Annotated in this window: 17 protein-coding genes; 6 read left to right on the forward strand and 11 right to left on the reverse strand. The window is 70.3% G+C overall.

Going from position 1 to position 23,705, the window contains the following annotated elements:
- Positions 1-25: 25 nt before the first annotated feature.
- Positions 26-934 carry a helix-turn-helix domain-containing protein gene (locus C503_RS0117735; RefSeq protein ID WP_018683561.1) on the reverse strand — a complete coding sequence of 303 codons (909 nt, stop codon included), beginning with the start codon at positions 932-934 and terminating at the stop codon, positions 26-28.
- 65 nt (positions 935-999) lie between these two features.
- On the reverse strand, positions 1,000-1,479 hold the full coding sequence (locus C503_RS0117740; protein WP_169514550.1) for a MarR family winged helix-turn-helix transcriptional regulator: 480 nt from the start codon (positions 1,477-1,479) through the stop codon (positions 1,000-1,002).
- Positions 1,480-1,565: 86 nt separating this feature from the next.
- Here C503_RS0117740 and C503_RS0117745 point away from each other — a divergent pair, with 86 nt between their 5' ends.
- Entirely contained in the window at positions 1,566-2,534 is a 969-nt protein-coding gene (locus C503_RS0117745) for a quinone oxidoreductase family protein (RefSeq protein ID WP_026316424.1), read from the forward strand.
- A gap of 38 nt (positions 2,535-2,572) precedes the next feature.
- A complete protein-coding gene (locus C503_RS0117750) occupies positions 2,573-2,863 on the forward strand; it encodes a DUF6191 domain-containing protein (RefSeq protein WP_018683564.1) in 291 nt (96 codons plus the stop codon).
- On the opposite strand, the gene C503_RS0117755 is transcribed toward C503_RS0117750, so the two are convergent.
- The 5 genes from C503_RS0117755 to C503_RS48525 form a co-directional block, all read right to left on the reverse strand.
- Complete coding sequence (locus C503_RS0117755) at positions 2,864-3,967, reverse strand: hypothetical protein (RefSeq protein WP_018683565.1); 1,104 nt, start codon at positions 3,965-3,967, stop codon at positions 2,864-2,866.
- 1 nt (position 3,968) lies between these two features.
- Entirely contained in the window at positions 3,969-5,072 is a 1,104-nt protein-coding gene (locus C503_RS0117760; protein ID WP_018683566.1) for a hypothetical protein, read from the reverse strand.
- Between the two features lie 48 nt (positions 5,073-5,120).
- The gene (locus C503_RS0117765; RefSeq protein WP_018683567.1) at positions 5,121-5,678 is read right to left on the reverse strand and encodes a riboflavin biosynthesis intermediates N-glycosidase; all 558 of its coding nucleotides are present in this window, start codon (positions 5,676-5,678) and stop codon (positions 5,121-5,123) included.
- 10 nt (positions 5,679-5,688) lie between these two features.
- Positions 5,689-7,743: a HelD family protein gene (locus C503_RS0117770; protein ID WP_033400730.1), complete on the reverse strand. Its 2,055-nt coding sequence runs from the start codon at positions 7,741-7,743 to the stop codon at positions 5,689-5,691.
- A 97-nt stretch (positions 7,744-7,840) separates the two neighbouring features.
- The gene (locus C503_RS48525) at positions 7,841-12,931 is read right to left on the reverse strand and encodes an NACHT domain-containing protein (RefSeq protein WP_018683569.1); all 5,091 of its coding nucleotides are present in this window, start codon (positions 12,929-12,931) and stop codon (positions 7,841-7,843) included.
- Positions 12,932-13,012: 81 nt separating this feature from the next.
- Here C503_RS48525 and C503_RS0117780 point away from each other — a divergent pair, with 81 nt between their 5' ends.
- Entirely contained in the window at positions 13,013-14,125 is a 1,113-nt protein-coding gene (locus C503_RS0117780; protein WP_018683570.1) for a MerR family transcriptional regulator, read from the forward strand.
- Positions 14,126-14,138: 13 nt separating this feature from the next.
- Here C503_RS0117780 and C503_RS0117785 read toward each other — a convergent pair whose 3' ends face one another.
- Positions 14,139-15,446 (reverse strand): NlpC/P60 family protein, encoded by a 1,308-nt coding sequence (locus C503_RS0117785; RefSeq protein WP_018683571.1) that lies wholly within the window; start codon positions 15,444-15,446, stop codon positions 14,139-14,141.
- Positions 15,447-15,662: 216 nt separating this feature from the next.
- On the opposite strand from C503_RS0117785, the gene C503_RS39755 reads away from it, so the two are divergent.
- Both C503_RS39755 and C503_RS39760 read left to right on the forward strand, forming a co-directional pair.
- Complete coding sequence (locus C503_RS39755) at positions 15,663-16,154, forward strand: hypothetical protein (protein ID WP_018683572.1); 492 nt, start codon at positions 15,663-15,665, stop codon at positions 16,152-16,154.
- The gene (locus C503_RS39760; RefSeq protein WP_018683573.1) at positions 16,151-17,644 is read left to right on the forward strand and encodes a flagellar basal body-associated FliL family protein; all 1,494 of its coding nucleotides are present in this window, start codon (positions 16,151-16,153) and stop codon (positions 17,642-17,644) included. The genes C503_RS39755 and C503_RS39760 overlap by 4 nt, the downstream gene beginning before the upstream one ends.
- A 24-nt stretch (positions 17,645-17,668) precedes the next feature.
- On the opposite strand, the gene C503_RS0117800 is transcribed toward C503_RS39760, so the two are convergent.
- Both C503_RS0117800 and C503_RS0117805 read right to left on the reverse strand, forming a co-directional pair.
- Positions 17,669-18,058, reverse strand: coding sequence for a hypothetical protein (locus C503_RS0117800; RefSeq protein WP_018683574.1), 390 nt, complete (start codon positions 18,056-18,058; stop codon positions 17,669-17,671).
- A gap of 165 nt (positions 18,059-18,223) precedes the next feature.
- Complete coding sequence (locus C503_RS0117805; RefSeq protein ID WP_018683575.1) at positions 18,224-18,577, reverse strand: VOC family protein; 354 nt, start codon at positions 18,575-18,577, stop codon at positions 18,224-18,226.
- Positions 18,578-18,724: 147 nt separating this feature from the next.
- Here C503_RS0117805 and C503_RS0117810 point away from each other — a divergent pair, with 147 nt between their 5' ends.
- Positions 18,725-21,523: an aconitate hydratase gene (locus tag C503_RS0117810; RefSeq protein ID WP_018683576.1), complete on the forward strand. Its 2,799-nt coding sequence runs from the start codon at positions 18,725-18,727 to the stop codon at positions 21,521-21,523.
- 195 nt (positions 21,524-21,718) lie between these two features.
- Here the strand turns inward: C503_RS0117810 and C503_RS47905 are convergent, their stop codons facing one another.
- Entirely contained in the window at positions 21,719-23,665 is a 1,947-nt protein-coding gene (locus C503_RS47905) for a Scr1 family TA system antitoxin-like transcriptional regulator (RefSeq protein ID WP_018683577.1), read from the reverse strand.
- Positions 23,666-23,705: the final 40 nt, after the last annotated feature.

The following is a 23,705-nucleotide window of genomic DNA, read 5'->3' on the forward strand; positions in this document are numbered from 1 at the left end:
ACCCCCTCGGGGCACCCGACTCCTGTCAGGCGTGCGCGCGCAGGGCCGCGGCGAACCATTCCATCGACGGCGCCGCGAGCGGGAAGGGCTCCTGGCCGTTGAGGATGGCCATCAGCTGCCAGTAGCGCTCCACGCGCCGGTCGGTGAACCGGTCGATCTGGTCGGCCAGCGCCTCCCGCTGGTCCGCGGGCAGGTCCGCGGACACGATCCGGTCCAGGATCTCCTTGCCCTGCGCGGATTCCGGGGCGACACCCGCCGCCACGGCCGTGCCCGCGTGTTCGATGACACGGGTGGGGTCCGGCGAGGCGACCAGCTGTTCGCCTTGGGCGCCGGTGACCGCCATCTCCCGGACGCGGGCGCGGAAGTCCGCGTCCGCGACCAGCTCGGCCAGCTCCACCCAGGCGTCCACCTGGGCGGCGGACGGCTCGTCCGGCAGGTCGGCGGGCAGTGCCCGCATGGCCTTGCCGATGTGCGCGCCGGGGGCGTCCGGGGCCAGGTCCGCGAACGTCTCGTCCACGAACTCGTCGATGACGCGCTGCCGCTCCACCGCGGACAGTCGGGCCATTTTGTTCATCAGTCTCATCTCCTCGGTCGTGCTTCCTCGTCGGGCGACCGATGTCAGCACCGCGCGCCGCAGGCGCAGGGTGCGGATCTCCGCGTCGATGGCGCGCACATGCGTGCGAGCCACGTCGGCCAACGTCACCTGTTCGCGCAGTACCCGCGTCACCGTGTCCAGGTCCACGCCCAGCTCGCGCAACGTGCGCACGAGGTCGAGGCGGGCGACCGCCTCGGTGTCGTAGAGCCGGTATCCCCCATGGGACCGGTCGGTCGGCGGCACGACCCCGCTGTCTGACCAGAAGCGGATCGTGCGTACCGAGAGGCCGGTGCGGGTGGCGAGCTGTCCGATGGTGAACAGGTCGGTTCGGTCGTCCACGTGGATAGCCTCAACCTTCCAGCGGCTGGAGAGTCAAGCGCGCACCCCGGGGAATGCGGTGTGGATCACTCCACCCCGGCGGGTCGCGCCGCGTCGAGCACCCTGGCCAGCAGGCTGACCAGCTGCTTTCGTTCGTCCGGGGCGAGCGTGGCGAGCAGTTCGTCCTCGGTCTCGACCACGCACACGTCGAACTCGCGCAGCGCGGCCGCGCCCTCCTCGGTGAGCGCGACGAGGTTGCGCCGCCGGTTCGCCGGGTCCGGGTTGCGGGTGACGTACCCGGCGGAGACGAGGTCGTTGAGCACGCCGACGAGGTCGCTGCCGTCGAGCGACAGCCGCCTGCTGATGTCGGCCTGGGTGACCGGGCCCGCCTCGTCGACGGCGGCCAGCACGGCGTAGTGCCACTTGCGGATGCCGTGCCGGACGAACCGCTCCTGCAGTGACTGGTGCGAGCGCAGGGCGGCACGGCCGAGCAGCCACACCAGCCCGTGGTCACGCCCGCGCGGGGTGGCCCCGACCTCCTCGACCTCGCAGTGCACGTCACGCATGGCCATCACGGTACTGGTCGGGTTTCCCGCGATCGGCTATGTTGGTCTTACCAATATTGGTATTACCAACATAGGGGGAAACGTCCATGCGACGTGTGCGCTACTACGAACACGGCGGCCCGGAGGTCCTGCGCCTGGAGGAGGCGGACGTGCCGACGCCGGGGCCGGGCCAGGCGCTGGTGCAGGTGGACGCGATCGGCGCGAACTTCGTCGACACGAAGTTCCGCGCAGGCGGCCTGGGGATCTTCACCCGCCCGCTGCCCGGCGAGCTGACCGGCGACGTCGTCGGCACGGTCACCGCCGTCGGCCCGGACACCACCCGGGTCGCGGTCGGCGACCGGGTGGCCGCCCTGGCCGACCCGGCCTTCGCCGAGTACGTGCTGGTCGACGCCGAATGGTCGGCCCCGGTCCCGGATGGCATGACCGACACCGCCGCCAGCACCCTGGCCATGACCGCCCCCGTGGCGTTGCGCGTCCTGCGCACCGGCCACCTCGGCGAGGGCGAGACGGTGCTGGTGCACGCGGCGGCGGGCGGTATCGGGCACCTCGCGGTCCAGCTGGCGAGGCTGCTCGGCGCGGGAACGGTCATCGCCACCGCGAGTTCGGCGGCGAAGCTGGAGTTCGCGCGGTCCCTGGGCGCGGACGTCGCGGTCGACTACACGCAGCCGGACTGGGTGGACCAGGTTCGCGCGGCCGTGCCGGGCGGTGTGGACGTCATCGCGGACTCGATCGGGGGCGAGATCACCCAGCAGGGCATGCAGCTGTTGGCGCCGTTCGGCCGCACGATCGTCTACGGCGCGGCGAGCGGCGCGCTGGCCGACGTTCGGTTCGTCGACCTCGCGCCGTTGAAGTACGCGGGCGGTTTCTCGTTGCTGGCCTGGCGCGCGGCCCGCCCCGAGCAGGCTCGTGAGGAGATGACGGAACTCGCGGGGTATCTGCGCGACGGCCGCCTGCGGGTGACACTGCACGGGGAGTACCCGATGAGCGAGACGGCCGAGGTCCACCGGCTGCTGGAGGACCGGGGCCAGATCGGTCGCCTGATCGTGCGCCCCTGACCCGGAACCCACCGGGACGTCGGGCCGTTGGAGGTGGCGTGGACACCCTGGAAGCGGTGCTGACCTGGAGCATCCCGCTCTCCACGCTCACCGTGGTCGGTGTGGGCGTGTACGAGATGCGCAGGCAGAAGCGGCGCAACAAGCACGGCACACCGGTCACCGCCACCTACATCAACGAGTTCACCGCGATGTTCTACGGCACCAAGCGCGTGGAGCTCGACCACCGCGACTCGACGTCCCTGCTCCGCGAGGAGGACGCCCAGGGCGCCCCGCCGGGCTCGGACCCCGCCCAGGGCGTGATCTACGTCCGGCGTCCACCAACAGACTGATCAGCCACCCAAGGTCGGGAAGACCGCGCGCACCTCGTCGAACAGGACCGGGTAGCGGCCGTGCCCGAACGCGACGGCGGTGTTCCACAGCGCGTCGGCGGCCGCTACCAGCGGGTCGTCCTGCTGCCCGGCCAAGATCGCGGGCAATGCCATGGCCTGCTGGAGGCAGTTGTCGGTCCGGCCGTCCGGCCCGGTGACGGTGGTGTGCCGGACGCGGTCGTCGGACAGCATCCGGCCGAAGGCGGCGTTGAAGTCGTCGAAGGGCGGGGGTAACGGCTCGCCGCTGTCGACCGCCGCGAGGGCGGGGACGATCCAGTCGATGTCCGCCAGGCCCGCCTCGGTGTAGCCACGCCGGATCGCCCAGCGCGTGACCCGGCGCTGGGTGGCCGGGTCGGCCTCGGCCAGGGCGTCGACAAGGTCGCGGTCGAGGTGGGCCAGGCTGATCACGTTGCCGTGCAGGGGACGCAGTCGCGGGCTGGGCATCCTGCCGCCCCAGGTCTCGATCTCCTCGGCCGCCTGCCGCAGCACGGCGTCCTGTGCACGGGCGCGACGGTCGGCCTCGGCGATCTCCGCGCGGTCGCGGGGTGGCGGGAGCGTGGCCGGGACACTGTGCCAGTACGCGGCGTGCAGGCTGGTCTGCCGGATCACCTCGTCCGGTGCGGGCGGCGCGGGCCAGAACTGGAGAAGGTAGCGGTCCACCTCCGGCTCGCCTGCCATCCGGGTGTCGTGGGCGTGCCCCTCGTCCATGCCCACCGCGCAGTAGCGCACCCGGTAGTCGCCCGCCGCCAATCCCAGCGGCACGGCGACATCGCTGTCCCAGTCGGCGAGCACGGTGTCACCATCGGAGCGGAACGGCGCCTCGACGACCTCCTCCCATTCCTCGCCCACCGGCGGCTCCGCGTCGTGCGTCTCGACGGTCAACCCCACCGAACCCGTGTGCAGACCGGTGACCAGGTGCAGCGCGCCCGACACCGCCGCCCCGCACAGCCCGTTGCGCTGCCCGGCCAGGCACCCTTCCAAGTCCGCGAACTCGTAGCCGGACCGCACGTAGAACTGCGCGTAGTGCACCCGGATGTCACCGCTCATCACCACTCGCACGGTCATGTCAGCCCACCAATCCCGGGAACGCTCGGCGCACCTCGGCGAACAACTCCCCGTATCGGCCGTGTCCGAACGCCGCCGCGCCGTTCCACAGTGCGTCGAGGGCGGCCGCCAGCGGATCCGGTTCCAGCTCCGAGAAGATCGCCGGGAACGCCATGGCCTGCTGCAACATGTCGTTTGGTGGACCGATGATCGAGGGCACTGTGGTGACCGGGACTCGTTCGTCGCCCAGGACCCGTTCCCATCCGTCGCGTCGGTCGGCGAACCACGGCGTCAACGGCTCACCACGATCCACCGCGGCGAGCGCGTCCACGACCCAGTCGACCTCGTCCAGCCGCGCCTCGACAAACGCGCGGCGGATCACCCACCGCGCGACCAGCCGCTGCGTGTCACCGTCGAGCCGCTCGACCGCGTCGACCAGGTCACGGTCCAGCGTCGACAGGCTCCGCGCACTGCCATCGATGGCGCGCAAGCGATCGCTGGGCGCCCGACCGCCCCACGACAGCGCCTCGGATCGCAGGCGTTGCTCCTCGGCCGCCCGCGCCCGCTCGATCCGGTCCAGCCGCTCCGCCTCGGCCTGCTCCTCGGGCGACGGCGGAGCCGGTTGCTCACTCGCGAACCGGTGCCAGTAGGTCGCGTTGGCACTGCTCTCCCGGACGATCCGGTCCGGTTCCGGTGGCGCGGGCCAGAACTGGAGCAGGTAGTGCTCCACGACCCGCGGCTCCTCGTCCAGGTCCGGCCAGGAGTCCTCGTCCAACCCGCGACCGCAATACCGCACCCGGTAGGAGACCGACTCCAGGTCCAGCGGCCATGACCGCTCCCCCGCCCACGCGACCAGCATCACCGGCCCCGCAGGCAGGAACGACGCCTCGACGACTTCCTCCCACTCGTCACCCACCGACGGCTCGGTCTCGTGCGCCTCGATCGTGAACCCGACATCGCCGGTGTGCAGACCGGTGATCAGGAACAACGACCCCGGCATGGCCGCCCCGCACAACCCGTTGCGCTGACCACCGAAACACTCGCCGAGCTCCTGCCACCGCAGCCCGCTCTCGACATAGGCCTGCCCATAGCTCACGCCCACATCGCCACTCATCAACACCCGCACGGCTTCCCCCTTCGCGTCGGGGGGAATCCTGCACCAGGGCACCGACAATCAACCGACAAGTCCGGCGAGCAACGCCCTGGTCTCGCACAACGCGAACCCGAGCAGGTTCGAGCCCTGCCAGTCGGCCGGGTTCTCGGCGCGCGGGTCATCGGCCGCCAAACCGATGCCCCACACCGTGTCCAGCGGGCTCGCCTCGACCAGCACGCGGTCGCCCGTGCCCAGCAGGAACGCGCGCAGGTCCGGGTTCTGGCCGAACTTGGCCACGCTCGCCGCCAGCACGATCTCGTAACGGGCCGCTTCCCAGACCTCGGCGTCGAATCCGCGCACGCCGCGGCCGAGATCCTTGGCCTGCTTGGGATGCCCGGCCGCGAGGATCTCCGCCGCGCTCGACGCGTCGTCGAACAGGGTCGCCTTGCGCCACATCATGTAGTGCTCGGCGCTGGCGAACTCCTGTCCGTCCACTTGGAACAGGGCGGGCCACCACTGGCTCAGACAGCCCTTGCCGATGCTCCCGTCGCGCTCCGGTTGATGTCCCCAGAAGAACAGGAACTTGACACGTTCGCCGGAGCGCGTCCGGGCCAGCAGGTCGTCGAGGTTCGCACGCATGGGAACGAGTCTAGAAGCCCGGTTCCACCGGATTTCGCTCCCGCAGGCGGGCGAGCACGTCCGGGATCGGACCGGTGTGGACGATGCCCAGCCGCTGGGTGGCCCGCGTCATGGCGACGTACAGGTCGTTGTGCCCGAGCACCCCGGCCAGGATGACCTCCGGGTCGACCACCACGACCGCGTCGAACTCCAGCCCCTTCGCCTGGTCGGGGGGAAGGACCACGACCGGGTCGATCGGGTCCGGCGACAGCGACAACGACAGCGCCGACGCCAGCTCCTCGACCCGCCCGGCCGGGGCGATGATCGCCAGGTGGCCGTCCGTGTGCGCCGCCACCAGCTCGGCGACGACCTGGACCGGGTCCGCCGCCCGCTGCCGCCACGGCGGCACCCCGGTCGACCGCACCGAGCCGGGCGGCCGCAGGTCGGGGTGGTGCGCGGCGAGCAGGTCGGCGGTCGCGTCCATGATCTCCGCCGGGGTCCGGTAGTTGACCGTGAGCTGGGCGAGCCGCCACCGGTCGGCCAGGTGCGGGCCGAGCACCCGCGCCCACGAGGACGCGCCGGCCGGGGTGCCGGTCTGGGCCAGGTCGCCGACGATCGTCATGGACCGGCTGGGGTCGCGGCGCATCAGCATCCGCCAGGCCATCTCGGACAGCTCCTGTGCCTCGTCGACCACCACGTGCCCGTAGGTGGCCCGCTGCCCCGAGCCGACCAGCACCGCCGCCTCGTCCAGCAGCGGGATGTCGGCGGCGCTCCAACCGTCGGACCGCCCGATCAGGTCGGCCACCACACCTTCGGGGGAGAGTTCCGGCCACACCGCGTCCATCTCGGCCTGCACCTCGGCGTCGGCGAGCAGCGAGTCCCGCAGTGCCACCCGGTCGACCTCGTCGAGCAGCGTGCGCGGGCCGCCGTCCACCTCGGGGTCGAACACCACACCGGCGGCCGCGAGGGCCTTGATGTCGGCCGCGCCCAGCCTGCCGTCGGCGCTGCCGCCGTCGAGGGCCTCGCCGGTGTCGCTGAGCACCACGGCCTCCATGAGGTCGGCCAGGCGCCCGGTGAGCGTCGCCACGACCTCGTGCTGGAACACCATCCTGGCGTGGTTGTGCGGCATCGACGCGGCCCGCGCCTTGGTCGCCGCGTGCCGCCAGTCGACCGGTTCGAGCGTCAGCGCCTGGCCCTCGAAGTCGATGTCCACCGGGGTCTCCGGCAGCACGACCCGCGCCCGCACCTCGGCCGCCACCCGCTCGGCCAGGTACGCGTCACCCTTCCCGGCCGCGACGTCCGGCGGGTCGACGCGGGTGATCCCGACGTCTGGGTAGAGGTCGGGGATCGTCGCCGTGACCACGCTGTTCTCGCCCAGGCCGGGCAGGACTTGACCGATGTAGTCGAGGAACACCTGGTTGGGACCGATCACCAGCACACCGCGCGCACGCAGGTGCTCACGCGTGTAGAGCAGGTAGGCGACGCGGTGCAGCGCGACCACGGTCTTGCCGGTGCCCGGACCGCCCTGGACGACCAGCGCGCCGCCGTGCTCGTCGCGGATGATCCGGTCCTGCTCGGTACGCAGGGTGGTGACGATGTCGCGCATGCGCCCGGTCCGCGCCACGCTCACGGCGGCCAGCAGCGCCGCCTCCCCGGTCAGCCCGGCCTGACCGGCGGCCTCGGCGTCGAGCAGCTCGTCGTCCAGCCCGACCACGACCCGCCCGCGCGTGGCGATCCGTCTGCGCCGCCGCACGCCATCGGGCGCTCCCGCCGTGGCGGTGTAGAAGGCGCGCGCGACCGGCGCCCGCCAGTCGACCAGCAGCGCTTCCTCGTCGTCGTCCCGGAACAACCCGGTCCGTCCGATGTAGACGCGACGGCCGTCGTCGAGGTCCAGCCGCCCGAAGCACAGCCCGTCCTCCACGGCCGCCAGCCTGGCCGCCTCGGCCCGCCACACCGCCCCGGTCTCGGCGTCCTCGGCCTTCTCCACCCGCCGCGCCGCCTCCACCCGCAGCCCGTCCAGGTGCGCGTAGAGGCCGGAGACGTACTCCTGCTCAGCGGAAACTTCTTCACGTTCAGTATCAGACAAAACCGTCGCGCCCCCACGAATCGGCGATCAACTACGACAAAGCATGCCCGCGAATTCGCCGGAAAAACAGACTTGTAGTTTTTGACACCTTCAGTCGTCACCAGGTCCGAGCTGTGACCTCTCCCAACAACGCCTGCGCCTCCCCCCGACAAAGCTCACTCAACTGGGCGAGCGCACGGGCCGCCTTGAACCGAACGTGCACGGGACAGATCTCCAGATGCGCCACCTCCCGCGCGACGACTGCGGCCGACTCCCGCAGCTCCCGGTTGAAGTCGATCATCGCCAGCGCGGCCCGCAGCCGGACCCCGGGCGGCAGGCCCTCCCGGGTCATCCGCCGCAACCCGACCGCCGCCTCCGCCGCCTCGAACCGCCCGATCGCCTGCCACACCTGGATCCGCGCCAGCGGCTTATCGGCGCCGGTCAGCCCACGCAACACCGCCAAAACCTCCTTCCGGAGATCCGGTCTACCCACACCGAGCGCCCGCGCCGCATCACTCCGCACGATCGTCGGCATGCCCTGATCGTGCGCGATCTCCAACAGGATCGGCGCCCCCAACTCCCGACCGCGCTCCCCGAACGACATCAGCTCGTGCGCGGCCTGTCCCCGCAACGTCGGCGAACAGGCCGGGTCGGTGGCGATGTCCGCCAACACGCGCGCACCTGCGGCCCGGTCCTCGATCGCGAACTCCCGCAAACGCTTGGCCGCCTGCCAACGCAGTGCAGGCGTGGCCCGCCGGTCATCCCGAATCCGCCGAAGCGGATCAAGCCCGTCCCGAGACCGCAACCGCCACAACGCCTCCACCCGATTCGCAACACCTTCGAGAACCACCGCGACATCGTCGGAGAGTTCCTGCTCCAACTCGGAGATCAGCACAGCCGCCCGCCAACGCGCCGCCCTGTCCCCATCACGCAGAACCACCCGAGCATCGGCCACCACCCGCTCCCGCCGCGAAACCCCCAACCCCGCCAACTCCCGCCGCGCACTGCTCCACGCGGCCGGAACGGACAGCATCGACTCCAACCAACTCTCGGCCTCGGCCACATTGACCCGAGACATCCGAGCAAACGCCCCCGCAGCCTCGACCCGGTCCGCGACCGAGGTCTCGACAGCCGTGTAAACGTCCCGGAGTACCTCCTCCGCCTCCGTCGCGAGTTCCGGCGCAGTCCACGCCGTCAGTCCCTCCACCCGCTGCCTTGGCGCCGCCCGTCGATCCTCAAGCAGCAGCCGTTCCAGCATGATCTGACCGGCCGAACCGACCCGACGGAGCAGCCAGCGCCGGATCGTGGGCGTGGCATCCGGCTCGTACGCCATGTCCAGGGCCAGTCGCTCCGCCTCGGCCGAGCTCTCCCGGCAGAAGAAGGCCAGCCAGTTCACGGCATCGAACCGGTCGTAGATCGATCCGCTGTCGGACCACGCACGCAGCGCGCGGATCACCTCGTCACCCACCGACGGCGCCAGGCAGAAGAGCACGTACGCGGCATCGGCTCGGCTACCGACCGGTTGCCGCACATCGAGAAACGCCGATCGACACCGATCCTGTCCACTCGCCAGCTCGTCCTCGGCAGCGAGGTACTGATGGATCCGAACCCGACTCCGCAGACCCAGATGCGGATCTTCCGCCTGGGCACGTAGTTCCGACAACGCCGCCGGTCGATCACGCCCGCCCGAGCGCGCGAGAATCCAGGCGGCCTTCTCCCGCACAGCGGCAGGCGTGTCGCGGTCCGACACCACATCGTTCAGATAGCGGACCGCACGACCATCGGCGCGAACGCATTCCGACGAGAGCCGCGTGAACTGCCACTCCGCCATCGACTCCTCGGCGAGCACCCCGGCCAGGATCTCGACCGCCCGATCGGGATACGCCCGGATGATAGTCGTGGCGGTCGGTATCCCGACGCGGTTCAGCGTCCTCTCGCGCAGCACATCCGTCAGCGCCCTGGACCCGATCTCCTCGGCGGCATCGGAACCCAGGTCGTACAGCGCCGCCGCGATCGCGCACAGCATCGCGCCATCGGCATCCTCGACCCGACCGAGCCCGCACAGCCTGTCGATCAGCTTCGCTCGGGCGCGGGCCCCACTGTTGTTCAAAGCCGTGACGGTCATGACGACGTGGTCGGCGGGGAACTCCGGGTCACCCAGCAGATCCAGCGCGCCTCGAACAGCGGCCTGCCGGGAACCGCGCCCGAGATAACTCAGGCTCACCACCGCGCCCCAGCGGGCAACGCCCCCGGGCGACACACCGGCCACCTCTTCGACCGCACCGGCCAACTGTCCGGCGTCATCCTCGCCGGAAGTGTCGAGGAAGTAGTCCCGATACGCCTGCCACCGCGCGACGCCGTCCTTGCCCGCGAGGGCGACCATCTCGGCGACCGCGAAGTCCCGTGCCTCGTTGCCCAGTTCACGCAGCAACATCAGGCCGCGCATACAGGCATCCGGGTTCCGCTCATGCCGAACGAGCCTGCCGAGGACTTCGACGACCTCACCGTGATACCCCGGCCCCAACGTGATCAGTTGCCGGGCCGCCTCGATCCGGCGCACCGAGCTCGCGGCCACGTCCGACAGCCCTCGTCGCAGGGAATCGACGGCGGTACGGCGGTGGCCTGCGCCCAGTATGGCCAACCGTCCCCAGGCCATCATCTGGGTGTACCCGGTGGCCGTCGGGTCCACCGCGATCCGGCGCAACACCGGCGCGGCCTCGTCCCGGTAGGCCGGGCCGAGGTGGGTCACCGCGTGGGCGGCCCAGTACCTTTCCTCGGGCAGGGCGGCGGGGTCGTCGAGGACGGATCTCAGCAGGACGAGCCCGGGTTCCGTCAGGCCGCAGTCGACCAGTGCGGCCCCCAGCCCCTGGCGCTCGCCACAGTCGATCAGGGGTTCGGCCGCGACGGCACGCAGAAGCCTGGCCGCTGTGGCGCGGTGCTGGGGACCAAGCTCGACAAGTACCCGACCCGCCATGATCCGAGTACCGCTCGCCAGGCGTTTGTCCGTCATGAACCCGGCGAGGGTGTTCGTGGTCTCGATCAAATGGTCCCCGCCCAGCGTGGCCAGGCCGAACGCGGCGCGCCGCAACAGGTTCAGTTGCCATGACGGTCGGGACAGGATGTCGCGGAAGACCTCCGCGCACCGCTCGTGGTGGTCCACGCTGATCTCGGCCAGGCCGATCGCGGACTCGACCACCTCCCGGTCGGCTGACCAGGCATCGTCCATCAGCTCGACCAGGCGGTCGATCACCCGGGCACGGGACTCACTGCCGAACGTCGCCAGGAGCATGCCTGCGGGGCGCAGGACACTGTCCGACACGGACGGATCATCGAGGATCGAACACAGACCCGTCTTGGCCGCGTCTCGATCGGGCCCACCACAGTCGGACAAGGCCTCGGCCGCACTCAAGCGCTTGCCCAGGTCGATCGTGGTGTTCTCCACTACCGCACGCAGCAGGGCCGTCGCCTCATCGCGTTCAGGTCCGCGTACTCGGGTCGCGAGGGCGGCGGCCGCCTCGACTCGGGAAGACCAAGGTGCAGCGGTGTTCCTGGCCAGGGTGATGAGCCATTGAGCCAGGCCCGGGTGGTGGGTGGCGCGGGTCGTCTGGGCCAGGATGACGACCCCGGTGTACTGGGTGCTCATGGCCCACTTGCCCACTGTCACAAGGAAAGCGTCGATGACCTCCGCGTTCACCGGCACGTGCACCGCCAGCAACCTGGCCGCGAGCAGGTGCTGATCGCCGTCCCGGGCATGCAGCCAAGTGATCAGCGCGTCGGCCTGCGGCGGGTGCAGTCGGGTGTAGTGCAACAGCACCGCACGCGCGTGGCGCCCGCCTTGCTCCGGTTCAGCCGCGTGCAACAGCTGGGCGAACTCCGGGCTCTCCGCATCAAAAGGCACCGGCAGCAAACGGGCCTTGGCCGTCGCCGCGAGATGTTCGGCGAAACTGTGGTGCAGGAACCGCAAATCGTCACCGCGTCGCGAGAGTGGCCCAACAGCAGCGAGATAGTTGACCAGTTCTTCCCGCTCGACCCCGGGCACCCGCTCCACCGCAGCCGCCACCAACGACGTGTCGGTCTCGACCCGCACTCGCCCCAGGTGCTCCAGCAACTCGTCCGTGAACGGATGGCCCGGCACCTCGTGCGCAGTCCGCAGATACTCCAGGTACGACTCGTACAACGAGTACTGGTTGTCCGGCAACGGCCGATCCACATGCCGCTCGAACACGATCGCCGCGATCGTCGCCAGCAACGGCACCCGCACCAACTCATCCAGGTGCGCGGCCCGGAGCTGACGCACGAACCGCTCGGCAGGCTCATCCGCCCCGAACCAACTGGACGCGAACCGCCCCAACGCCTCCTCGTCGAACGGTTGCAGCTCGTACCGCACCGCCCCCACCCGCTGCAACGGCGCGAGCGTCGCCCCCTCGATCGGTCGCGTGGTCAGGACCACCCGATACGGCGACCCTTCCTCCGCACCCCACCGCGCCAACACCGCGACCAGCCGGTCCCGGTCCCGCACATCCGCGACCTCGTCCAGCCCGTCGATCAGCAGCAACCACCGACACTCACCGACAGGCCCGTCCAGCAGCCGCGCGTCGAACGAGCCACTCAGCATGGCGCCGTACTCGGCCCGCGCGCTCGCCGCCAGGGCCTCCGAGAACGGCAGGTCGAGCCGCGTCGCCAGTTCCCGGGCCGTCAACCGCAACGGGATGACATGGCCGCGATAGGACGCCGCCAACCGCAACGACAGGGTCGACTTGCCCTGTCCCGGTCCACCTGTGATGACCACATGATCGGCCCCGTCCAACACCTCCCGCACCGTCCGCGTCGGCGGCCGCACGACCACCCGGACCGCCGGCCCCCGGTGCGCCGCGACGACCTGCCCGCGTTCGTCCAGGATCGGCTCCGGCGGCGGCTGGTCGACCGGTTCCTCCAGCCCGCTCCCCAGGTCCTGCCGCACGTACACATCGGCCAACGACGGCCGCCGCGCCCCGCGCAACCGATACGGCATGTCGTGCGCGGCTTCCTCCTGCGCCCGCAACAACGACCGCACCGCCGACGGCATCTCCCCCGGCTCGACCTGCTCGACCGGCGCGCCCGACAGGTAGAGGTGCACCCCGCCTTGGATCGTGTCCGCCTGCACGGACGGCCCGTGGACATCCCCGCCCACCTTGTTCACGGTCTCTCGGCGCTGCCCGTCATCCGGCATCCCCACATGGTCTCATGTCGGATTCCCGCTTCCGCCGTCCCGCTTGACGCTCACGTGGCGTGAGGCCGGATAGTCGAGGACGTGGAGCACCTGACCGTGGGGCGTGTGGCCGAGTTGGCCGGAGTGAGTGTCCGCACGCTGCATCACTACGACGACATCGGTCTCGTGCGGCCGTCCGCGCGGACTACCGCAGGCTACCGGGCCTACACACCGGCCGACGTGGAGCGACTGCGGGAGGTGCTCGCGTACCGGCGGCTCGGGTTCGGGTTGCGCGAGATCGCGGACCTGGTGGACGACCCGGCCACCGACGCCGTCGCGCACCTGCGCAGGCTGCGCGGCCTGTTGCTGGACCAACGCGACCGCGCCGCCGCCATGGTCACCGCTATTGATCGGGAACTGGAGGCACGGAAGTTGGGGATCCACACGACACCGGAGGATCAGCTGAAAGTGTTCGGCGCGCAGTTGTACGACACCATCGGGTCCGCCTATCCGGCGACGCGACGCACCGAACCCCGCATCGCCGCGCAGGTCTGGGACGCGCTCGGCGACGCCCGGACCGTGCTCAACGTCGGCGCGGGCACCGGCTCCTACGAACCCCCCGACCGCGATGTCACGGCCGTGGAACCGTCGGCGGTCATGCGGGCGCAACGTCCAGCGGGCTCGGCGCCGTGCGTGGCCGCGTCCGCCGAGAACCTCCCGTTCGCCGACCAGTCCTTCGATGCCGCGATGGCCTTCAGCACCGTCCACCACTGGCAGGACCCGATCGCCGGACTGCGCGAGATGCGGCGGGTGGCGCGCCGGGTCGTGGTGTTCACGCACGACGACAGCGACACCGGCTGGCTGAAGCGGTTCTGGCTCACCCGCGACTACCTGCCCGAGGTCGCGAACCTGGTCGTGGGCCGCCCCTCGGTGGACCGGCTGGCGCACGTGATCGAGGCGCGGATAGAACCGGTACTCATCCCGTGGGACTGTGCCGACGGCTTCTTCGAGGCCTACTGGCGCAGGCCCGAGGCATACCTGGACGAGCACGTGCGCCGCGCGATCTCGGTGTGGACGCGGGTCGGGCCGGAAGCCGAGCGACGGGCGGTGGACGAACTCCGCGACGACCTGTCCTCGGGCCGGTGGACCGAACGCAACCGCGAACTCCTCGGCCTCGGCGCGGCGGAACTCGGCCTCCGCCTGCTCGTGGCCTAGTGAACTACTGGCACTAGAGCACGCGCGTCGCGTAGGACTCGATCCCGCCGTAACGCACCGGAGCGATGCGCACGACCGAGCCGGAGTACGGCGCCTCCACCATCTGCCCGTTGCCGATGTAGAGCGCCACGTGGTGGATGTGCCCCTCGGACGACCAGAACAGCATGTCCCCCGGCGCCATGTCCGACAGCGGCACCTGCCGACCCGCCTCGGCCTGGTAGCCGCTGTAGTGCGGAAGTCGGACGCCGACCCCGGCGAAGGCGTAGATCATCAGCCCGGAGCAGTCGAAGCCGATCTTCGCGAAGTCGCCGTAGCTGTCGGCAACGCCGCCGTCGCGGATGCCCTGGGTCGGCCCCCGGCCGTCCCCGCCGCCCCACGCGTACTCGACGCCCAGCTGCGACAGCGCCCGGTCGATCACGGTTCGGGCACGACCGGCCGCCGGTCCCGCCGACTGACCGCCGCCGCCCCCGGCCGACACCCGGCGCGCGTTCTCCTCGTCCTCGCGCTTTTTGTCCGCCAGCCATTTCTCGTACCGCGCGCGCTGGTCCTCCAACCCCCCGACCTGTGCCTGCGCGTCGTTCAGCTGCTTCTCGTAGTCCGCCCGCGTCGCGCGCAGCTGCTCGGACTGGGCGAGCTGGTCGTGCTGCGCCTGCCGGGCCCGTTCCGTGGCGGCGTCGGCGGTCCGCTTGGCCTCCTCCGCCTCGCCCTGCCGCTTGGTCGCGACGTCCACCGCCGCACGCGCGCGCGAGTCGAGGTTGGCCTTGGTGAGCCGCGCCCGCTGCAAACCGTCGAGCGCCTCCAGCCCGCTGCCGCTGACCGCGTTGAGCATCTGCTCGCGCGCCAACAGGTCCTCGGGCCCCGTCGCCCCCAGGTACGCGGAGAACGACCCGAGCGTGCTGCCCTGCTTGAAGCTGCCCGCCGCGAACTCGTCCAGTTGTGACCGCGCGTCGTCGACGGCCTTGCCCGCGCCGTCGGACTCCCGGCGGGCGGCGTCCGCGTCGGCCTTGGCGCGGGTCGCCTCGTCCTCGGCGGCGCGCAGGTCCACCAAAGCCTTGTTGGCGTCCTCCAGTTTTGCCTCGACGACGCCCTGCAGGTCCATCAGCCGCGCCTCGGCCTCGGCGACCTGGTTGGTGAGCCTGCCGACCTCGCCCGCCTTCGCGTCCACGTCGGCGTGCCCGCGGTCGATATCGGTGTCGCTGGGATTGGGCGGCGGCGGCGGGACCGCGGCGACCGCCGGGGTGGCGGTGGCCACCGAGGCCAGCACCACCGCGGTGATCACCAGTCGCAGGGACAGCGTCCGTCGTACGGGCACCGCGCCCACCTCCTCGCCGCGGGGCGGCTCCCCCCGCCCACTTCGGCTCGACTGTGCCACTTCGGACACTCGCCGACCACTTGTACCAGCAGGAACTCCGGTATCGGCGACAACAACCGACCCGGCGGCGACGGAGCGTGTCGCCCGGCTGTCGATTGAGGACAGACGGACCACTCGAACGAGGGTGCCGTCCCCTGGCCGGGAGGCTCCTGGGAACATGGAGTCGTGTCCGAGGGGAAACACCGCCTGCGCGTCGCGCTGCCCGCCGCCGTCACGGCCGTCGGCCTGCTCACCGTCGCGGTCGGCACGTTCCTGCCGTGGTTCCGGTCCGGCGCGGTGCTGCGCGACAGCTACCAGGTGGTCGGGGTGATCACCTCGCTCGGCTTCCTGCGCGGCGACGTGCTGGAACTGCTGCTGTACGCGTGGTTCGGGGTGGTCCCGGCCATCACGCTCAGCGTCGTCGCGTACGCGGTCGGCATGCGCCGCGTGTCCGCAACGCTCGGGGCGATTACAGCGATAATCACCGGAACCGTGTCCGGTGGTGCGACCGTCGAAAGTGGTGGCGGTGACATCGCGCTCGGCATCGCGACCACCGGACCGGCGACCACACTCGTCGGCTCGGTGCTCGCGCTGGTGGGCGCGATCGGCATCGTCGTGTTCGGGCGCGGCAGCGCACGCAGGGCAGCGCACGCGAGGACTGTGAGAGGGGAACCGTGACCTATCCACCGGGGGGCGGCGGCCAATGGCCGTCGAACGACCCGTACCAGCAGCAAGGCCCGGGTAGCGGAGGCTTCCCGGCGCAGGGCTACCCGCAGCAGCAGCCGGGGTACCCGCAGACGGGTCAGCAGCCCGCGCAGGGCTTCCCGCAGACCGGGCCGCAGCCCACCCAGGGCTACCCGCAGACCGGGCCGCAGCAGGCGCAGGGTTACCCGCAGGCGTTCCCGCAGCAGCCCTACGGCGGCCAGTACGGCTACCAGACGCCGGAGCAGCCGGGTCCGTCCAAGAAGCGCAAGGGCGTGATCATCGGCACCGTCGTGGCGGTGCTGGCGGTCGGCGCGGGCGCGGGTGTCACGGTGTGGGCGCTCAACCGGGGCAGCGCGCCCGCGGGCGCGCAGAACCCGACCGCGGCGGCGACCAGCCTGGTCAACGCCATCGGCAAGGGCGACGTCGCCGGTCTGCTCACCGGCTTGGCCCCGGCCGAGCGCGACCTGCTGACCACGCTGAACTCGCAGACCACCACCGAGCTCAAGCGGCTCAACGTCTACAAGGCCGACGCCGACCCGAACCAGTTCGGCGGCTTCGAGCTGAAGACGGAGAACCTGCAGTTCGACGAGTCGGCCGCGGAGAAGGTCAACGACCACCTGACCATCACCAAGCTGGTCGGCGGCAAGGTCACGGTCAGCTCGGACGCCAGCAAGCTGCCGTTCACCGAGGAGTTCATCGACCTCGCGTTCCCGCACGGCATGACCTCGTCCGGCCCGCAGACCGAGACCGTCGACGTCGCGGACCTGGTGAAGAAGAACAAGGGCAAGGCCATCAACATCGCGACCGTGAAGGTCGACGACGAGTGGTACCCCAGCCTGCTCTACACCATCGCCGACTACGCGCTGGCCGACGCCAAGCAGTCCTGGCCCAAGCAGGCCACCCCCGCCAAGGGCGCGAGCAGCCCCGGCGACGCCGTGCGCGGCGTGGCCGACGCGGCCCTCAACGAGGACCTGGAAGGCATCATCGAGCTGCTCCCGCCGGACGAGATGGGCGTCCTGCACGACGTCGGCCCGGTGCTGATCAAGGAGGCGGGCCGCGGCAAGCCCAGCGGGGTGAAGATCACCAAGCTGGACACCGAGACCCAGGACGTGGACAACGCCACCAAGGTCCTGCTCAAGGAGATCGTCCTGGAGAACGACGGCGAGACCGTCCGCATCACCAAGGACGGCGACTGCTACGCCGCCGAGGTCAGCGGCGAACGCGAGCGCGTCTGCGCCGACGACCTGGCCACCAAGGTCGGCGGCAAGCGCATGCCCGCGGACGCCAAGCGCGCGGTGTCCAACCTGGTCAAGGGCATGATGGCGAACACCGGCGTGGTCACGACCGAGGTCGACGGCAAGTGGTACGTGAGCCCGATCCGGTCGATCACCGAGCTGGAGATCACCGCTCTCAAGAGCCTCCAGCCCGCCGACGTGAAGGCCCTGCTCAACCTGGCGAAGTAGGCCCCTCGCGAACGGCCCGTCTCCCTACTCGGAGGCGGGCCGTTCGCCTGCCCGGGGCATGGCGACGACCTGGTGCTCGTCCTCGTAGATGATCAGCCCCGGGTCGGTGGCCGCCAACCGCACCCAGCCGACCTGGTGCTGGTCGAGGATCTCCAGGTAGCCGGTGACCCGCTCGATCAACTCCCCCGCCGACGCCTTGAACCAGGCCACCGCACCGGGATGAAGCCCCTGGTCATAGACCGACGGGTCGACGGTGCCCGGGTTGGTGAAGTTCGCATCGAACCAGTCGTTGCTGACGCGCCGGAACGCCTCCTGCTCCCCGCTCAACACCCCTCGCCGCGCCAGCCCGTTGACCAGCCCGAACACCCCCGGAAACCGCCCATCCCCGGTCTCGACCGCCGCCTGAAACCGCACATACCCACCAACGCTCGCTACCACGCCACTCCCGGTCACACAACCCCCAGCCCCATTTTCAAGATCACCCCAAACCGCCCCCGAACAGGCCCCGCCCACCCGGGGGCGCCTGCCACCGCGATGATCGACTTCGCCGAGTTCACCGAGCGGGTCCACGGAGCGGGTTCAGGGCGCGAGGAACTCCAGGCGGTTGCCGTGGGGATCGTCCGTATGAAAGCGGTCCCGCCCCGGCGTCTCCGCCGGGTCGGCCCACCGGACCGGATACCCCGCCAGAGTCAACGCGGCCGACACCGCCACCACATCCACCACGAACCCCGGATGAGCCTTCCGCGCGGCCCGGAACCCCTCCTCCACCCCCACGTGCAGCTCACCCCCACCCGGCACCGCGAACCAACACCCGCCCCGCGCCGCCAACAACGGCGGTTTCGCCAGCTCAGCCCACCCCAACACACCCCCAAAGAACTCTCGGGCGGCACCCTCGCCCCCGGGCGGACAGGCGATCTGTACGTGATGGATCACATCGACCTCCTCGGCGCGTCCCCTTGTAGCGCTTTATAGGACAAGCGTACTGTTAAAACGGTGAGGCCGTCGATGCGCTCCCCCGCGGGGTGCGCGAGACTCACCGTCGAGTACCGCACTGACTTTGCGCCGCCACTGGAGTTGGACGTGACCACATCGAGCAAGGACAGCTTCGGCGCCCGCGCCACGCTGAAGGTCGGGGATGCCTCGTACGAGGTCTTCCGGCTGGACGCGGTGGACGGGGCCGAGCGCCTGCCCTACAGCCTGAAGATCCTGCTGGAGAACCTGCTGCGCACCGAGGACGGCGCGAACATCACCGCCGACCACGTGCGCGCGCTGGCGTCCTGGGACCCCACGGCCGAGCCGTCGACGGAGATCCAGTTCACCCCGGGGCGGGTGGTGATGCAGGACTTCACCGGCGTGCCCTGCATCGTGGACCTGGCCACCATGCGCGAGGCCGTCACCCAGCTGGGCGGTGACCCGGCGAAGGTGAACCCGCTGGCGCCCGCCGAGCTGGTCATCGACCACTCGGTGATCGCCGACGTGTTCGGCAGGCCGGACGCGTTCGAGCTGAACGTCGACCTGGAGTACGAGCGCAACAAGGAGCGCTACCAGTTCCTGCGCTGGGGCCAGAGCGCGTTCGACGAGTTCAAGGTCGTCCCGCCGGGCACCGGCATCGTGCACCAGGTCAACATCGAGCACTTGGCGCGCGTTGTGATGATCCGCAACGGGCAGGCTTACCCGGACACCCTGGTCGGCACCGACTCGCACACCACCATGGTCAACGGCCTGGGTGTGCTGGGCTGGGGCGTCGGCGGCATCGAGGCCGAGGCCGCCATGCTGGGCCAGCCGGTGTCCATGCTGATCCCGCGCGTGGTCGGCTTCAAGCTGCACGGCGAGCTGCCCGCGGGCGCCACCGCCACCGACCTGGTGCTCACGATCACCGAGATGCTGCGCAAGCAGGGCGTCGTCGGCAAGTTCGTCGAGTTCTACGGCTCCGGCGTGTCCGCCGTCCCGCTGGCCAACCGCGCCACCATCGGCAACATGAGCCCCGAGTTCGGCTCCACCGCCGCGATGTTCCCGATCGACGGCGAGACCATCGATTACCTGCGCTTCACCGGCCGCTCCGAGGAGCAGGTGGCGCTGGTCGAGGCATACGCCAAGGAGCAGGGCCTCTGGCTCGACCCGAACGCCGAGCCCGCGTTCTCCGAGACGCTGGAGCTGGACCTGGCCACCGTGGTGCCGTCGATCGCGGGCCCGAAGCGCCCGCAGGACCGCATCGAGCTGACCGACGCGAAGAGCGCTTTCCGCGCCGCCCTGGGCAGCTACACGACCGATGCACCGAAGTCCGCTGTGGACGAAGCGGTCGAGGAGTCCTTCCCGGCCAGCGACTCCCCCGCGGTCAGTGGCGGCAACGGCAACGGCGCACCGTACGACTACCACTCGGCCGCGCGCGGCGCCGAAGGCCGGGTGAGCAAGCCGACCAAGGTCACTGTGGACGGTGCCGAGTTCGAGCTGGACCACGGCGCGGTCGCGATCGCGGCGATCACCTCGTGCACCAACACGTCCAACCCGTCGGTCATGATCGGCGCGGCGCTGCTGGCGAAGAAGGCCGTGGAGCGCGGGCTGTCGCGCAAGCCGTGGGTGAAGACCACGCTCGCGCCGGGGTCGAAGGTCGTCATGGACTACTACGACCGCGCGGGCCTCACGCCGTACCTGGACAAGCTGGGCTTCAACCTGGTCGGCTACGGCTGCACCACCTGCATCGGAAACTCCGGCCCGCTGCAGGAGGAGATCTCCGCGGGCGTGCAGGAGTCCGACCTCGCCGTGGTGTCGGTGCTCTCCGGCAACCGCAACTTCGAGGGTCGGATCAACCCGGACATCAAGATGAACTACCTGGCGTCCCCGCCGCTGGTGGTCGCGTACGCGCTGGCCGGGTCGATGGACATCGACATCACCACCGAACCGCTCGGCGAGGACTCCGACGGCAAGCCGGTGTACCTCGACGACATCTGGCCGTCGCCGCAGGAGATCTCGGACACGATCACCACCGCGCTGTCCGCGGAGAGCTTCGCGCAGAGCTACGCCGACGTGTTCGCCGGTGACGACCGCTGGCGCTCGCTGCCCACCCCGACCGGCAACGTGTTCGAGTGGGACACCGAGTCCACCTACGTGCGCAAGCCCCCGTACTTCGAGGGCATGGAGATGACCCCGGCCCCGGTGACCAAGATCGAGGGCGCCCGAGTGCTGGCCCTGCTCGGCGACTCGGTCACCACCGACCACATCTCCCCGGCGGGCGCCATCAAGCAGGACTCGCCCGCGGGCCGGTACCTCACCGAGCACGGTGTGTCCCGTAAGGACTTCAACTCCTACGGTTCCCGCCGCGGCAACCACGAGGTGATGATCCGCGGCACGTTCGCCAACATCCGCCTCCGCAACCTGCTCCTGGACGACGTCCAGGGCGGCTACACCCGCGACTTCACCAACGGCGGCGAGCAGGCGTTCATCTATGACGCCGCCCAGAACTACGCCGCCGCGGGCACCCCCCTGGTCGTGCTGGCAGGCAAGGAATACGGCTCCGGCTCATCCCGCGACTGGGCCGCCAAGGGCACCTCGCTGCTGGGCGTCCGCGCCGTGATCGCGGAGTCCTTCGAGCGCATCCACCGCTCGAACCTGATCGGCATGGGCGTCCTGCCACTCCAGTTCCCCGCGGGCGAGACCGCCTCGTCCCTGGGCCTCGACGGCACCGAGACCTTCCTGTTCACCGGCGTCACCGCCCTCAACGACGGCACGACCCCGCGCACCGTGAAGGTCTCCGCAGGCCGCGCCGACGGCACGACGATCGACTTCGACGCGGTCGTCCGCATCGACACCCCCGGCGAGGCGGACTACTACCGCAACGGCGGCATCATGCAGTACGTGCTCCGCAAGATGGTCAACAGCTGACCTGAACCGGACACACAGCGGGGGCCGCCTTCGGGCGGCCCCCGCTGTCGTCTTCCACTACCTGCCTTGTCCACGAGCAAGATCGACACTTCTCCTGGGTACGCGGGGCCTGCCACCATCTGCTGCATCCCGATCGCATTGCCTGTCAATGTCGTTGCCCGTTGGCCTTTGCCTGGATACGAGGCGGCTGGATGATCACCATGGTGAACTGCGGGGGTGGTCGGTCCACCAGGAGATCAGGCCGGTGTCGTCGTCTCGGTCCTTTCTTCTGGCTTCGCGCACCCTTGCGTCGAGGTGGGTGGCGAGTTCTGTGAGGAACTGGATTGTGTGGTCTTCGGTGAGGGCGGTGGTCTGGATGTGTTCGATGGTGTGGGTGTGGTCGTAGACAAGGACGGGATCGTCGCGGTAAAGGACGGCGTCGTCGAGGTCGAAGGCGGCGACGCGGGTGCCGTCGGTGAGGGTGACCACGCGGTAGGGCACCGTGGTTGTCATGACCGCGTCGGGGACCATGCGGATGGTGACGCCGGGTTTGTCGGTGTCTCGGATAACGCGTCGGATCTGTTTGGCGGTGGTGTCGAGGTCTCGGGCGGTGCGGATGAACGCGATTTCGCCGATGAGGTGGGTGTAGGTCGGGGTGGTCTTGCGGCGGCGCGGAACACGGAAGTCGCGGCGTCGGTGTGCGCGCAGGCGGAGTTCGGGCGGGAGGTCCAGCGGGGAGAAGGTGATGATGTCGCGGGCTTCGGCTTCGAGTTCGCGCCAGACGATCTCCGCGGCGCGGACCGGGCCCAGCCACATGCTTTCCCGGCAGGTCCATTCGTTCTGCTCGATCTGCCGTTTGAGGGTGAGCAGCGTCGCGTGTTCCCGGTCGGAGGTCACGCCGCAGTGCCGGAGGAGTCGGATCAGATCGTCGTCGGTGAGGTGTTGATCGCCGCGTAGCCGCCGCCACAACGTTGTCGTGCTGATATCGAGGTGGCAGGCGAGAGTGGCCTGGGTGTGGCCCGCGGCCTCGGCCAGGTCGGTGAGCAGTGCGGCGAACACGCGCCTGCCGATGGGGAACTGTCGTTGGTGCACCAATGGACCTTTGTGGAGCATGGCCTGTGGCCAGGTGAGATTGGCTGGGGCGCCCTGGTGATGGTTGGTGTTGACCGGGCCTTGGGTGACGTGCCCGTCATCGACGGTGGCCTGGAATGTCCAGCCCGCGTCGCGCAGGTCGATGAGGCGTTGCAGGTCAGGGAACGGGGGCGATCGCGCGCGTCGGGTGAGGTCATGGTCGGCGCTCGGGTGGTCAGCTTGCCTGGGCGATGTCTTGGCCGTTGTGGGTGTGGAGTCGTTGCAGGGCTGCCGTGATGCGGGTGATGGAGTCCGTGGGGGTGAGTGCGTGGGTGCGCGCGTGGTGGATGTCGCGGTGAGGTTGTGGAGTTCTTCCGGCCGGTGCAGCCAGATGGTGGTATGTCGGGTGTGCAGGATGGCGACGGTCGCCTCCGGGGTTTCGGTCAGTGCCAAGGACAGGTCCGGATTCCAGCCCGGGGTCGTGGGTGTCACGCGCAGCTCGACGCGGGGATGTCGAGTGAGTCGCAGGAGTCGTTCGAGTTGGGCGACGAACATGCCGGTGTGGCCGGCCGGTGGGGTGAGTGCGGCGGTCCCGATGAGAGCGGTCACCTGGGTGTCGCTCTGGGCGAGGACGAGCCGCTGGCGTTCCATCAGTGCGGTGACGTGGGCGTCGACCCGGTCGGCGGGGACTTCTCCGGCTGCGGCGATGGCGGTGGCGGTCTCGCGGGTGCGCAGCAGGGGCGGTATGCCGTGGGGTGCTGTCTCGGTGATGTGGGTGGCGGCGGTGGTGAGCGCGAGGTAGGCGTCGCGCTGGATGTGTTGCTCGTCTGCGGTGGAGGCGATCCAGTTGGGGTGGTCGAGGTTCTCGGCCAGTCGCATCACGTGGCGGAAGCGGGTGCCGTGGATGTCGAGCAGGGCGAGGATCTGGGCGACGTGGTGGAGCTTCGGGGTGCGCTCCCCGGTCTCCCAGCGGGACAGGGTGGCGAAGTCTCGTTCGATCTGGTCGGCGAGCCCGCGCTGGGAGATGCCGCAGTCCTGGCGGAGTTGCCGGAGGGTGCGCCCGAGGGCGACGGCGCGGGGCGTGGAAGACATGGGTTTCCCTGTGATGTCGCGGCGGATGTCAACGGATGAC

This window comes from Actinokineospora enzanensis DSM 44649 (genome assembly GCF_000374445.1).
Classification (GTDB): domain Bacteria; phylum Actinomycetota; class Actinomycetes; order Mycobacteriales; family Pseudonocardiaceae; genus Actinokineospora; species Actinokineospora enzanensis.

Coding starts and splice junctions, on each gene's coding strand:
- C503_RS0117740 (WP_169514550.1), bottom strand. CDS start 1,479: ATGCGTGACGTGCACTGCGAGGTCGAGGAGGTCGGGGCCACCCCGCGC.
- C503_RS0117745 (WP_026316424.1), top strand. CDS start 1,566: ATGCGACGTGTGCGCTACTACGAACACGGCGGCCCGGAGGTCCTGCGC.
- C503_RS0117755 (WP_018683565.1), bottom strand. CDS start 3,967: ATGACCGTGCGAGTGGTGATGAGCGGTGACATCCGGGTGCACTACGCG.
- C503_RS0117765 (WP_018683567.1), bottom strand. CDS start 5,678: ATGCGTGCGAACCTCGACGACCTGCTGGCCCGGACGCGCTCCGGCGAA.
- C503_RS48525 (WP_018683569.1), bottom strand. CDS start 12,931: ATGCCGGATGACGGGCAGCGCCGAGAGACCGTGAACAAGGTGGGCGGG.
- C503_RS47905 (WP_018683577.1), bottom strand. CDS start 23,665: ATGTCTTCCACGCCCCGCGCCGTCGCCCTCGGGCGCACCCTCCGGCAA.